11 protein-coding genes are annotated in these 12633 nt (G+C 68.8%); 3 read left to right on the top strand and 8 right to left on the bottom strand.

Annotated features, from left to right (window positions below; translation table 11 throughout):
* Positions 1-11 precede the first annotated feature (11 nt).
* From ACFO5K_RS16550 to ACFO5K_RS16515, 8 genes are all read right to left on the bottom strand, one after another.
* Positions 12-1427, bottom strand: coding sequence for a DUF1254 domain-containing protein (locus tag ACFO5K_RS16550; RefSeq protein ID WP_378562870.1), 1416 nt, complete (start codon positions 1425-1427; stop codon positions 12-14).
* An 85-nt stretch (positions 1428-1512) separates the two neighbouring features.
* The gene (locus ACFO5K_RS16545) at positions 1513-2730 is read right to left on the bottom strand and encodes a TetR/AcrR family transcriptional regulator (protein ID WP_378562867.1); all 1218 of its coding nucleotides are present in this window, start codon (positions 2728-2730) and stop codon (positions 1513-1515) included.
* Positions 2731-2742: 12 nt separating this feature from the next.
* Positions 2743-4683: an acetoacetate--CoA ligase gene (locus ACFO5K_RS16540; protein ID WP_378562865.1), complete on the bottom strand. Its 1941-nt coding sequence runs from the start codon at positions 4681-4683 to the stop codon at positions 2743-2745.
* A gap of 89 nt (positions 4684-4772) precedes the next feature.
* Complete coding sequence (locus tag ACFO5K_RS16535) at positions 4773-5609, bottom strand: HpcH/HpaI aldolase/citrate lyase family protein (protein ID WP_378562863.1); 837 nt, start codon at positions 5607-5609, stop codon at positions 4773-4775.
* Between the two features lie 97 nt (positions 5610-5706).
* Positions 5707-6204 (bottom strand): MaoC family dehydratase, encoded by a 498-nt coding sequence (locus tag ACFO5K_RS16530; RefSeq protein ID WP_378562861.1) that lies wholly within the window; start codon positions 6202-6204, stop codon positions 5707-5709.
* Complete coding sequence (locus ACFO5K_RS16525; RefSeq protein WP_378562859.1) at positions 6201-7361, bottom strand: acyl-CoA dehydrogenase family protein; 1161 nt, start codon at positions 7359-7361, stop codon at positions 6201-6203. Before ACFO5K_RS16525 ends, ACFO5K_RS16530 begins: the two co-directional genes overlap by 4 nt.
* Positions 7358-9571, bottom strand: a complete 2214-nt coding sequence (locus ACFO5K_RS16520) for an ATP-binding protein (RefSeq protein WP_378562856.1) — start codon at positions 9569-9571, stop codon at positions 7358-7360. Before ACFO5K_RS16520 ends, ACFO5K_RS16525 begins: the two co-directional genes overlap by 4 nt.
* Positions 9572-9576: 5 nt before the next feature.
* Complete coding sequence (locus ACFO5K_RS16515) at positions 9577-11175, bottom strand: carboxyl transferase domain-containing protein (RefSeq protein WP_378562853.1); 1599 nt, start codon at positions 11173-11175, stop codon at positions 9577-9579.
* An 87-nt stretch (positions 11176-11262) separates the two neighbouring features.
* Between ACFO5K_RS16515 and ACFO5K_RS16510 the strand changes: the two genes are divergently transcribed.
* The 3 genes from ACFO5K_RS16510 to ACFO5K_RS16500 all read left to right on the top strand — a co-directional run bounded on the left by ACFO5K_RS16510 (position 11263) and on the right by ACFO5K_RS16500 (position 12631).
* Complete coding sequence (locus tag ACFO5K_RS16510) at positions 11263-11859, top strand: SACE_7040 family transcriptional regulator (RefSeq protein WP_378562850.1); 597 nt, start codon at positions 11263-11265, stop codon at positions 11857-11859.
* An 86-nt stretch (positions 11860-11945) separates the two neighbouring features.
* Positions 11946-12200, top strand: a complete 255-nt coding sequence (locus ACFO5K_RS16505) for a type II toxin-antitoxin system Phd/YefM family antitoxin (protein WP_378562847.1) — start codon at positions 11946-11948, stop codon at positions 12198-12200.
* Positions 12197-12631, top strand: a complete 435-nt coding sequence (locus tag ACFO5K_RS16500; RefSeq protein WP_378562844.1) for a type II toxin-antitoxin system VapC family toxin — start codon at positions 12197-12199, stop codon at positions 12629-12631. The genes ACFO5K_RS16505 and ACFO5K_RS16500 overlap by 4 nt, the downstream gene beginning before the upstream one ends.
* Positions 12632-12633: the final 2 nt, after the last annotated feature.

The following is a 12633-nucleotide window of genomic DNA, read 5'->3' as shown; positions in this document are numbered from 1 at the left end:
GCACCGCCCGCTCAGTCCACCCGCGTCATCGGTGGTGGCTCCCATGTCCCGTCGATGGCTGTCTCGCGGGGTGCGTAGAGGCGCAGCGTGAGCGAGAACTCACCGGCGTCGGGGATGGGGAGCCAGTTCGCCTGCGGGACGGCGGGTCCGGGATCCTCTTGCTGCACGGCCAGTTCCACCGAGCCGTCGGCAGCGGGAACCGGCGGGGGTCGGTGTCCCACGGCGTAGATGTCGCGCGGGTTGGGGACGAGGAAACCATGGGGGTCGTAGGCGGTGAGCGAGGCGAAGGCTTCGACCGGGGGCCATTGGCCCGGGGCGAAGCGGATGCGATAGCGGTGGCGGCGGCCGTCGTCGTCGGCGGCCGGTGCCTGCCGGTTGGCGTAGAGGATGTCGCGGATGGGGGCCAGGCCGGGGGAGTGCACGGTGGTGGCGGCTCGGCGCAGGTATTCGGTGCCGTAGGCGCCCTGGTCGACGGGGATCTCCCAGCCGTGCACATGACGGGCGGTGGGATCTTGCCAGTCGGCGATACGGCGCTGGGCCTGCCGCACGGCCTCGTCGAGGACGGCCGTCGATTGGGCGTCGACGGTGCCGCCGGGTTGCACGCCGATCGCGGCGAGTTCGTCCATCAAGGGCGCGTCGGCCGGAGCGGGGGGATTGGCCAGCATCACCCGGCACAGCCGGTTGAGGTAGGTGCGGCCGTCCATGGTGGCGATCCGCTTCACCGGTGGCTCGGAACCGCGGTCGATCGGGTGCACCCGGCTCACGGTGCTGTCCCGCTCACCACGGGTCCAGTCGGGCAGCGGGATCAGCTTCACCTGCTGCTGTATCCCGTTCACCCGCGCGACGTCGCTACTCCCGTCGACCTGGATACGGCCCAGGACCGTGCACACCACCGAAGGCATGTGCAGCCGGGTGGTGTCGGCCGGCACGCTACCCGACCAGTTCGGGGCGGTGAGGACATAGGTATAGGGCGGTCCTTCGGCGCCCAGGGTGGTGCGGGGGATCGTGGCGGACAGATCGTGCACGGTGTTGCCCCACCCGTCGATCAGCTGGAACAGCCAGTACCGGTCGGGCTCCATGCCGGGGATCTGGAGTACCAGCGGCGCGTCGGTGAGGTTGAGCCACGCCTGCGAATACAGCGTGTCGTGGCTGAGCCGGGCCGCGCCCCGATCGAGGGGATCGGGCAGCGGACTGTGGTCGATGGTGTTGGTCGGGCCGCTGGCGGCGCGCATCATGTCGAACATGATCGCCGGATAGCCGAAGATGTAGGCGTCGACGGCCAGGGCGAGTGCGTCGCGCTGCTCGGTGGTGCGGGTGGTCCCGGGTGCCGGCTCGCCACCGCAACCGGGCAGGGCTGTGGCGAGCGTGGCCGCGGCGCCGAGCCCCAGTAATGATCGCCTGGTGAGAGCACGCGCGCCAGGGTCCATTCATGCTCCGTTCGACAGCATCGTCGGCCGAGCGTAGGCCGGGCTCGCCGCGGGTCGCCTCATCCGTAACGGGTGAAGTGCGCGCTCAGCCGAGCAGCACCCGGCGCATCAGGAAACCGACCCTGGCCCGGCACGCGATCGGGTCGTCAGCGAAGGTCTGGCCGAGGTCGATCACCATCGCGAACGCCGCGTGTACCAGGAATCGTGCTTCGGCCGCGGACAGTGCCGGGCGAACCTCCCGCACCAGCCGCGCCCACTCCTGCACGCTCAGGCGCTGGATGTTGCGCAGCACCGCGCGTTCCTCCGCGGGTACGTGCCCGAATTCGGCGTAGTAGACGACAGCGAGGGCGCGCTCGTCGAAGGTGTCGGCCACGAACTGGTCGACCAGCACACCCAGCGCCGCACCGCTGTCGGGTGTGCCCGCCACCGCGGGGCCGATCGCGCCGGAAACCCGGTCGGCGGCCCGCCGGAACGCGGCGGCGAGGATGTCGCTCTTGCCCCGGTAGAACCGGTACACCGCCGAGGCCGCCGACAATCCGGCCGCCGTGGCGATGTCCTCCATGCTCACGTTCGGGTAGCCGCGCTCGTGGAACAACTCGACCGCTTTGCGCAGCAGCAGTTCGTGTTTGAACGAGTCCGGGATCTGGGCGCGCACCGAGGGCTCCGAAACCGTTGCCGGAGGCGGCAGCCCGGGGCCGGTCAGCGACACGCAGGCGGCGGCGAGCAGCTTGTGCAGCGTGCGGGCGGGCAGCGCGGCGTGATGGTCGGCGATGCTGGTGATCACCCCGAGCATCGCCGTGGACACCATTCGCCGCTCCGGCGAACTCAATTCGGGGCGCAGCACCGTGAGTTGTTCGTCGATCGCGGCGAGCACCGCGTTCTGCTGGTCGTCGAGCACCGCGCGATCGGCCGGTTCCAGGTAGCGGCCTTCCCAGCGCACGAGCGTGACTGTCGCGCGGTTCTCCACCGTGGCCCCGATCAACCCGGTGAGCATGTGCCGCAACCGTTGCGCGGCGCCCTCGGGTGCGGGCGAGTCGATCGAGGCGGTGAAGGCGCGGCCCACGCGCAGCAGTTCCTCCCGGAACAGTGCGTATTTGCTCGGGTAGTGCCGGTACAGCGCGGCCGAACTGATGCCGAGTCCGGCGGCGATGTCCTCCATGCTCACCCCGTGATACCCGGCCGCCCCGAAGGCCGTCGCGGAGGTGGCCGCGATCTGCGCCCGCCGATTCTTCGGCCGCCGCCGCACCCCCTCCTCTGCGCCGACAACCGATCCACGTGCCCCACGAGACTCGCCGACATTCATACCCGAAGTGTATTAGGGCTTGTGGGGCGCCCTGATCCGGGCATACCAGTCGAGCAGCGCGGGGTCGTCGACGGCGCTGCGTTCCACCACGCGGGCGGGGTCGGCGCCCTGGAACAGCTTCTTGATGGGGACTTCCAGCTTCTTCCCGGTCCGGGTGTGTGGGACACCGGGCGCCTCGCGGATCTCGTCGGGGACGTGGCGGGGCGAGACCTCGGTGCGGATCGCGGTGCCGATGCGGGCCCGCAGGTCGTCGGTGAGTTCGGCGCCGGGCGCGAGGACGACGAACAGCGGCATCCAGTAACCGCCGTCGGGTTGTTCGGCGCCGATCACCAAGGCCTCGGCGACTTCCGGGAACTGTTCGACGACCTGGTAGATGTCGGCGCTGCCCATCCGGATGCCGTGCCGGTTGAGGGTGGAGTCCGAACGCCCGTGCACGACGATGCTGCCGTGCTCGGTGATCGTGATCCAGTCGCCGTGGCGCCACACGCCGGGATAGGTGTCGAAATAGGCGTCGCGGTAACGCGTTCCGTCGTCGTCGTGCCAGAAGGCCACCGGCATGGACGGCATGGGCGCGGTCACCACCAGCTCGCCGACCTCACCGCGCACGGGGTCACCCTGCTCGTCGAAGGCGTCGAGGGCCACCCCGAGATACGGCGCAGACAGCTCGCCCGGCCACACCGGCACGGTCGGTGCGGCACCGGCGAACGCCGACACCACATCGGTACCGCCGCTGATCGAACTCACCTGAACATGTTCGCCGGCATTCTCGTTCAGCCACAGCGCGCTCGACACCGGCAGCGCGGAACCGGTGATGCCCACGGTGCGCAGCGCCGACAGATCGTGGTCGGTGCGCGGCACGGCGCCCGCCTTGATGCAGCCCAGCACATAACCGGGGCTGGTACCGAGCACCGTGGCCCGCACCTGAGCGGCCAGGCGCCACAACGTGTCCGGGCCGTCGGCAGTCGGGCTGCCGTCGTAGGTGACGATGGTCGCGCCGGTCAGCAGTCCCGCGACCTGGAAGTTCCACATCATCCAGCTGGGGCTGGTGTACCAGAAGAACGTGTCCTCGGGGCCGATGTCGGATTGCAGCGCCACGGCTTTCAAGTGTTCGAGCAGCACACCGCCGTGGCCGTGCACGATGCCCTTGGGCAGTCCCGTCGTGCCGGAGGAGAACACGATCCAGAGCGGATGATCGAAATCGACCGGCGTGGTCTCGATGATGCCCATACCGGCATCGGCGACCGCGTCCGACCACGACAGCGCGTCGGGCACCTCGAGTCCGAGCTGGGACACCGCCACCGTCGCGCGCACATTCAGACCGGCCTGCAACGCCGCGATATCGGCACGCTTGTCGTGCTCCTTGCCGCCGAAACGATAACCGTCGGCGGTGACCAGCACCGCCGGGTCGAGCTGGCCGAGCCGATCCAGCGCAGCCTTCGCCGAGTAGTCCTGACCGCAGGCACTCCACACCGCGCCGATGCTTGCGGTGGCGAGGAAGGCGACGACCGCCTCCGGGATGTTCGGCAGATAACCGACCACCCGGTCACCGGCTTCGACACCCTGCTCACGCAAGGTGCGGGCGAAGACGGTGACCTGCTCGATCAGCTCCGACCACAGGATCTCGCGCGGTGGCGCGCCCTCGTGCAGGGCGATGATCGCGGGATGGCCGAACTGCGCCATCCGGATCACCTGGTCGACATAGTTCAGCCGGGTGCCGGGGAACCACCGCGCGCCCGGCATCTCCCGTGCGGCCAGCACCTCGCCCGCGGTGTCGCCGAGCGCGAAGTAGTCCCACACCGCCTGCCAGAAGCCCTCCACATCGTCCACCGACCACTGCCACAGCGCCTGGTAGCCGGGGTATTCGACGCCGGTACGCGCGGTGACGAAGGTGGCGAAGTCGGTGATCCGGGCCGACGCGATGTCGTGCGCGCTGGGAACCCATTGCGGTTGCACTGGCGGTGTCCTCCTCAGAACTGGATGCTCGCGTACCGCCAGGGTTACCCCGGCCGACGACTCGTTGTACCCGGCTGGTGTCCGGTGACCTACTCTGCCGGTATCCGGCCGGGAGGTACAGCCGTGGCCCGCCGAATGATCTGCTCGGCATGCCGCAGCACCGGCGCGTCGACCATGCGGCCCTCGAACGCGAACACCCCGCGATGATTCGGAACCTCGGCGAGCACCCTTCGGGCCCAATCGAGTTCCTCGGCTGCCGGGGCGTAACCCGCGCGGATGACGGCCACCTGGCTCGGGTGGATGGCCACCTTGGCATCGAACCCGACCGCCACCGCGTCGAGGGTCTCCGCCGCCAGCCCGTCGGTGTCCTTGATGTCCAGATACACCGAATCCAGGGCGAACCGGCCGAACGCCTTGGCCGCGAGCAGACTGGTGGAACGCACCTGCCGGGCGACATCGCGGTAGCTCCCGTCGGCGTGCCTGCTGGAGTTACCGCCCAGGCCCGCCACCAGATCCTCGGCGCCCCACATCACGCCGACCGCGTTCTCGGCGGCCACCGACTCGGCCACCCGCACCGCACCCAGCGGCGATTCGACCAGCACGATCACCTCGTAGCCGGCGAGAACGCGAACCTGTTCGGCCGATTCGCATTTGGGCAGCATCACCCGGCGATACGCGGTCCGCGCGAGGGCGGAAAGGTCCTCGGCGTAGTCGGCGGTGTCGGCCGCGTTCACGCGGATCACGGTGTGGCGCGGATCGAGCGGGGTGTCGATCAGTGCCTGCCTGGCGGCGGCTTTGTCGCCCGCGGCGACGCCGTCCTCCAGGTCGAGGATCACCACATCGGCCACGGTGGCGGCCTTGGCGAAACGCTCGGGGCGATCGGCGGGGCAGAACAGCCACGCGGGACCGCTGGGCTGCCAGCTCATACTGGTTCCTTCCTACCGGCGCCGGTACCACCGCGGGTGCGCGGGCCCATCGCGTTCACGTGGCTCCGACGGCTGTCGCGATCGGCCATCCGGGCGCTCACTCCGTGGGCTCCTTGCGGATCAAGGTCTTGCGCACCGCGGTCGCCACGATCACGCCGTGCTGATTCCGGGCGGTGTGAGCCAGGCTGACGATGCCCTCACCGGGACGGCTCTTGGACTCCCGCTTGTCGATCACCAGTGTTTCGGCGTACATGGTGTCGCCGTGGAACAACGGTGCGGGCGTGGTCATCTCGGAGAAACCGAGATTGCCGACCAGCGTGCCCTGGGTCAACTGCGCGACCGAGAGCCCGACCAGTGTGGACAGGGTGAACATCGAGTTCACCAGGCGCTGGTTGAACGGCGGTTGCGCGTCGGCGAAGGCCGCGTCCAGGTGCAGCGCCTGGGTGTTCATGGTCAGCGTGGTGAACAGGACGTTGTCTGCCTCGGTGATCGTGCGCCCCGGCCGGTGCTCGTAGATCGTGCCGATCTCGAACTCCTCGAACCACAGCCCGCGCTGCACGACACGCCGTGCCTCGGCGCCGCCCTCGGCGCTCACAGTCCCAGCTCCCGTGCGATCAGCATCAGCTGTACCTCCGTGGTGCCCTCGCCGATTTCCAGGATCTTGCTGTCACGGTAGTGCCTGGATACGGCGTAGTCGTTCATGAATCCGTTGCCGCCGAAGATCTGGGTGGCGTCGCGGGCGTTGTCCATCGCCGCCTCGCTGGCGACCATCTTGGCGATCGAGGCCTGCTTCTTGAACGGTTTACCCGCCAGCATCAGGGCGGCCGCGTCGTAATAGGCGGTGCGCGCGGTGTGGGCGCGGGCCTCCATCCGGGCGATCTTGAACGCGATGGCCTGATTGCGCCCGATCGCCTGGCCGAACGCCTGCCGTTCGCCCGCGTACCGCACGCTCTCGTCCACGCAACCCTGTGCGGCGCCGACGGCGAGCGCGGCGATGGCGATGCGGCCCTCGTCGAGGATGCGCAGGAAGTTGGCGTATCCGCGGCCCCGCTCACCCAGCAGGTTCTCGCGCGGCACCCGCACATCGGTGAAGCTCAGCGGATGCGTGTCGGAAGCGTTCCAGCCGACCTTGTTGTAAGCGGGTTCGACCACGAAACCCGGCGTGCCGGCCGGCACCAGGATGGTGGAGATCTCCTTCTTGCCGCCGGTCTGCCCGGTGACCGCGGTGACGGTGACCAGGCGGGTGATATCGGTGCCGGAGTTGGTGATGAACTGTTTGCTGCCGTTGATCACCCAGTCCTGGCCGTCCTCGACCGCGGTGGTGCGGGTGCCGCCGGCATCGCTGCCCGCGTCGGGCTCGGTGAGGCCGAAACCGGCCAGCGCCGTACCACTGGTGAGCTGGGGCAGCCACCGGTCGCGCTGCTCGTCGTTGCCGAACCGGTAGATCGGCATCGCGCCGAGCGAAACGCCCGCCTCGAGAGTGATCGCGACACTCTGGTCGACCTTGCCGAGTTCCTCGAGCGCCAGGCACAGGGCGAAGTAGTCGCCACCCATACCACCGAACTCCTCGGGGAACGGCAGACCGAACAGGCCCATCTCGGCCATGCCGGCCACGACTTCGTACGGAAAGCTGTGCTCGGCGTCGTGTTTTGCCGACACCGGTGCCACCACCCGGTCGGCGAAATCGCGGACGGTCAGTGCGAGCTGCCGGTACTCCTCCGGCAACGAACCGGTGGACAGGTAGTCGGTCATGCGGAGGTCCCTTCGCGCTCGGCGCCCAGGTCGGGCGTCACCTCTGCGATGGCAGGATCAGCACCATCGGCTGCTGCGGGATGGGCGACGATGCGCACCAGCACCTGATCGAGCTTCACCTGGCTGCCCGGCCCGACGAGCACCTCCACCGTGCCCGCCACGGGTGCGGTGAGCGCGTGCTCCATCTTCATCGCCTCGATCACGACGACCGGGTCGCCCACCGACACGGTCGCACCACTGGCGACCGGTGCGGCGATCACCGAACCCGGCATGGGACTGCGGATCTCGGCATCACCCACGTGTGCCGTGTCGCCCCGAACGCTCGCTTCGGCGACCTCACGCAACACCGCGACCTTGCCGTCGTGGCTCAACCACAACTGCCCATCGGACTCGGCAATGCGATACACCCGCCGCAATCCGTTCAGGGTGATCGCGAGGTGGTCGGCTGACTGCGCGCCAGCCGGGTAACCCCGCGGGCTTCGGAGCGCCGGACCAGCGGTCCGCGACGTGGCATCGGCGCCGGTCGCGGGGAAGGCGTGCGGGTTCACTGCCCCGATTCCAGCGCTGGTCGAGCCGAAGCCGGGAACGGCTGCGTGCGCGGACAGTGTCTGTGGCTCGCCGTCCTCGATCCATACGGATGCGGATTCCGGGGTACCCGCAATGAACACATGGCTCACCTGGTCGCCCGCGGCCAGCCGGATCGAGGTCGGGGCGGGTGCGCCCAATCGCCAACCGGACGGTGTGGACCACAGGTCGCCTCCGCCGGCGGGCCAGCGGGCGAGCCAGTGATGGGTCGCGGCGGCGACGAATTCGTCGTCGGTGACCGAACCCGGGCGGAAATCGGCGACCCGGCGGTCCAGCAGGGCGGTGTCGAGCCGCCCGGCCTGCACGTCGTCATCGGCCAGCAGGAACCGCAGGAACTCGATATTGCTGGTGACGCCCAGCAGTACAGTCTGTTCCAGCGCGCGGTCCAGCGCGGCGAGGGCATCGGCGCGGGTATCGCCGCGCGCGATCACCTTCGACAGCATCGGGTCGTAGTCGCTGCCGACCACGGTGCCCTCGCTCAGTCCCGAATCGACCCGGATGCCAGGTCCTTGCGGCTCCGACAGGGCGAGCACGGTGCCGCCGGTCGGCAGGAAACCACGGCCCGGATCCTCGGCGTAGACCCGCGCTTCGACGGCATGTCCGACGAGATGGATCTCGTCCTGGGTGCGCGCCAATTGCTGGCCCGCGGCCACCCGCACCTGGCACTCCACCAGGTCGACGCCGGTGACCATCTCGGTCACCGGGTGCTCCACCTGCAGCCGCGTGTTCATCTCCATGAAGAAGAACTCATCCGGCCGGTCGGCGGAGACGATGAACTCCACGGTGCCCGCGCCCACGTAGTCGACGCTGCGGGCGGTGTTGCAGGCCGCGGTGCCGATGCGGGCCCGGGTCTGCGGGTCCAGCAGCGGTGACGGTGCTTCCTCGATCACCTTCTGGTGGCGGCGCTGCAAACTGCATTCGCGCTCACCCAGATGCACCACATTGCCGAACTTGTCGGCCAGCACCTGCACTTCGATGTGGCGGGGCCGGGCGACGAACCGTTCCAGGAACAGGGTGTCGTCACCGAAGGCGGCACCGGCCTCACGCCGGGCGCTGACCAGGGCAGCGGGCAGGTCTTCCGGGCGCTCCACCCGGCGCATGCCCTTGCCGCCACCGCCGGCCGAGGGCTTCACCAGCACCGGGTAGCCGATCTCGGTCGCGGCGGTGATCAACTGGTCGTCGGTGAGGCCGGGTTCGGCGATGCCGGGCACCACGGGCACCCCGAACGCGGTCACCGTCTTCTTCGCGGTGATCTTGTCGCCCATCACCTCGATGGCTTTGGCGGGCGGACCGAGGAACACGATGCCCGCATCGGCCAGTGCCGCCGCGAAGGCCGAGTTCTCCGACAGGAAGCCATAACCCGGATGCACCGCTTGCGCACCGGAGCGGACCGCCGCGTCGACGACCTTCTCGATCGACAGGTAGCTCTCCCGGGCCAGGGCGGGCCCCAGGCGCACGGCGAGGTCGGCTTCGCGCACGTGGCGGGCATCGGCATCGGCATCGCTGTAGACGGCCACCGAGCGAATGCCCATGGCACGCAGGGTCTTGATGACGCGCACCGCGATCTCGCCACGGTTGGCGACCAGCACGGTGTCGAATTCGACGGGCAGGGATTTGTTCAGCATGTCGCTCACATCCGGAAGACGCCGTAGGAAACGGGTTCGAGCGGCGCTTGCGCGCAGACCGAAAGGGCAAGACCGAGCACGGTTCTGGTGTCGGCCGGTGCGATCACACCGTCGTCCCAGATGCGCGCGGTCGCGTAGTACGGGTTGCCCTGGGTCTCGTACTGCTCGCGGATCGGGGCCTTGAACGCCTCCTGATCCTCGGCCGACCACGGCTGGCCCGCGCTGTCGAGCTGATCGCCGCGCACCGTCGCCAGTACCGAAGCGGCCTGTTCGCCACCCATCACCGAGATGCGCGCGTTCGGCCACATCCACAGGAATCGTGGCGAATACGCGCGCCCGCACATGGAGTAGTTGCCCGCGCCGTAGGAGCCGCCGATCACCACGGTCAGCTTCGGTACCCGCGCGCACGCCACCGCGGTGACCATTTTCGCGCCGTGCTTGGCGATGCCACCGGCTTCGTAGTCGCGCCCGACCATGAAGCCGGTGATGTTCTGCAGGAACAGCAGCGGGATCTTGCGCTTGTCGCACAGTTCGATGAAATGCGCGCCCTTCATGGCGGATTCGCTGAACAGCACGCCGTTGTTGGCCACGATGCCAACGGGATGACCGTGGATCCGGGCGAAACCGGTGACCAAAGTCTTGCCGTACTCGGCTTTGAATTCCTGGAATCCGCCCTCGCCGTCGATGATCCGGTCGATCACCTCGTGCACGTCGTAGGGCGTGCGCGGGTCGACGGGCACCACGTCGTAGAGCTCGTCCTCGGGCTTGGCGGGTGGGGTGGCGGGCAGTACCTCCCAGGGTGCTTCGGGACGCGGGCCGAGGGTGGCGACGATATTGCGGACGATGCGCAGCGCGTCGCGGTCGTCCTCGGCGAGGTGATCGGTGACGCCCGAGGTGCGCGAATGCAGTAGGCCGCCGCCCAGGTCCTCCGCGGTGACGACCTCCCCGGTCGCGGCCTTCACCAGCGGCGGGCCACCGAGGAAGATCGTGCCCTGGTCGCGCACGATCACCGCTTCGTCGGCCATCGCGGGCACATACGCGCCGCCCGCGGTGCACGATCCCAGCACCGCCGCGATCTGGGCGATACCCCTGGCGCTCATGTTGGCCTGGTTGAAGAAGATGCGGCCGAAATGGTCGCGGTCGGGGAACACCTCGTCCTGGCGCGGCAGGAACCCGCCGCCGGACTCCACCAGGTACACGCACGGCAGGTTGTTCTGCGCGGCGACCTCCTGGGCGCGCAGGTGCTTCTTCACCGAGATCGGGTAGTAGGTGCCGCCCTTGACCGTCGGGTCGTTGGCCAGGATCAGGCACTCGCGACCCGAGATGCGGCCGATGCCGGCGATCATGCCCGCACCGGGGCACTCGTCGTCGTACATGCCGTTGCCGGCCAGTGGGGCCAGCTCGAGGAACGGGCTGCCCGGGTCGAGCAGTTGGTCGACGCGCTCACGGGGGAGCAGCTTGCCCCTGGCCACGTGTCGTTCGCGGGATTTCTGCGGCCCGCCCAGCGCGGCTGTGGCCAGGCGCTGTCGCAGATCGGCCACCAGGGCGCCGTGGGCGTCCCGGTTGGTCGTCGCGGGGCTTTCGGTCTCGTGCGTAACCGTCATCGCGCCATTCTTTCATCCGGTTAATCGCTAATAACTGAAAATCAGGTTAATCTTGGTTAACCAAGTTGTCCAGAGGGGGCGCCGAAGATGTCAGCAACCCAACCCCAGGCGACCCGTCGCGACCAGCTCAAAGCCCAGCGCCGCGCCCAGCTGCTCGCCGCGGGCGCCCGCCTCATCGCCGACCGCGGCTTCCACGGTGTCCGCCTCGACGACCTCGGCGCGGCGGTCGGCATCAGCGGCCCCGCCGTGTACCGCCACTTCGCGAACAAGGAAGCGCTGCTGGTCGAACTCCTCGTCGGCATCAGCGAACGGCTGCTGGCGGGCGGTCGCGCGATGGTCGAGGAAGCACCCACCGCGGCAGCCGCGCTCACCGCACTGGTCGAGTTCCACCTCGACTTCGCCTTCGACAACCCCGAACTCATCCGCATCCAGGACCGCGACCTCGACAACGTCCCCGCCACCGAACGCCGCATCCTGCGCCGCACCCAGCGCGAATACGTCGAGATCTGGGTCGGCGTCCTGCGTGCCCTCGACCCCGCCCTCCCCGAGGAAATCGCCCGCATCCAGGCCCACGCCGCCTTCGGCCTGATCAACTCCACTCCCCACAGCGCCACCGCGGCCAGCGCCTCCAAGGCCCGGCCGGTACTACGGCAGATGGCCTTGGCGGCGCTGCGGGCCGATTAGTCCGGCGTGTGCGCCGCGCACCTGTGTCGTCAGCCGGTTCAGGTGGCTACAATTAGTTCTGTATTTGTAGCCACTCAGGAGGCGTCGTGGAGATCGGTGTGCGGGAACTGCGGGACCATCTCAGCCGGCATCTGAGCGATGTCCGGGCCGGGCGAACCGTAACGGTCACCGATCATGGCACCCCGATTGCGCGGATCGTTCCCATTGATCGTCTGACCGCTCTGGAGCAACTACGCGCCGAGGGCCGAGTCCAACCCGCTCGCAAACGGAAGCAACGTGCCGTCGAGCCGGTGAAGGCCAACGGGACCGTTTCCGACCTGATCGAAAACCAGCGTCGATGATCGGTTACCTCGACACGTCGGCCTTCATTCCGTTGCTGGTCGACGAACCGAGCAGCGCCGCGTGTGGCCATTTCTGGAACCTCGCCGACGATGTTGTCACCTGTCGGCTGCTCTACGCGGAATCGACGGCAGCACTGGCTCAGGCACACCGAATGGGCCGACTCGGTGCGCCCGAGCTCACAGCGGCTCTGCGTCTGCGTGACGACTACTGGCAACAGTTCGAAGTCCTCGAGGCAGACGAGCTGCTGGTCCAGCTGGCAGCGACTTTCGCGCAGGAGCACGGGTTGCGTGGTTACGACGCCGTCCACTGCGCGGCTGCCGCGCAACTCGAGGACCCTGACCTGGTCGCCGCGTCCGGCGACCGGAAGTTACTCGCTGCGTGGAAGGCGTTGGGCGCAGCAGCTTTCGATACGAACGCGCCGGCCGGGTAGGC

This window comes from Nocardia halotolerans (assembly GCF_042650145.1).
GTDB lineage: Bacteria > Actinomycetota > Actinomycetes > Mycobacteriales > Mycobacteriaceae > Nocardia > Nocardia halotolerans.
Note: the sequence above shows the minus strand (reverse complement) of the source record. Positions and strands in the feature narration are given on the sequence as shown.

What these genes read in the sequence shown, in the direction of transcription:
- ACFO5K_RS16550 (WP_378562870.1), bottom strand. Translation starts at nt 1,427, where the DNA reads ATGGACCCTGGCGCGCGTGCTCTCACCAGGCGATCATTACTGGGGCTC.
- ACFO5K_RS16545 (WP_378562867.1), bottom strand. Translation starts at nt 2,730, where the DNA reads ATGAATGTCGGCGAGTCTCGTGGGGCACGTGGATCGGTTGTCGGCGCA.
- ACFO5K_RS16510 (WP_378562850.1), top strand. Translation starts at nt 11,263, where the DNA reads ATGTCAGCAACCCAACCCCAGGCGACCCGTCGCGACCAGCTCAAAGCC.
- ACFO5K_RS16515 (WP_378562853.1), bottom strand. Translation starts at nt 11,175, where the DNA reads ATGACGGTTACGCACGAGACCGAAAGCCCCGCGACGACCAACCGGGAC.
- ACFO5K_RS16500 (WP_378562844.1), top strand. Translation starts at nt 12,197, where the DNA reads ATGATCGGTTACCTCGACACGTCGGCCTTCATTCCGTTGCTGGTCGAC.
- ACFO5K_RS16535 (WP_378562863.1), bottom strand. Translation starts at nt 5,609, where the DNA reads ATGAGCTGGCAGCCCAGCGGTCCCGCGTGGCTGTTCTGCCCCGCCGAT.
- ACFO5K_RS16525 (WP_378562859.1), bottom strand. Translation starts at nt 7,361, where the DNA reads ATGACCGACTACCTGTCCACCGGTTCGTTGCCGGAGGAGTACCGGCAG.
- ACFO5K_RS16520 (WP_378562856.1), bottom strand. Translation starts at nt 9,571, where the DNA reads ATGCTGAACAAATCCCTGCCCGTCGAATTCGACACCGTGCTGGTCGCC.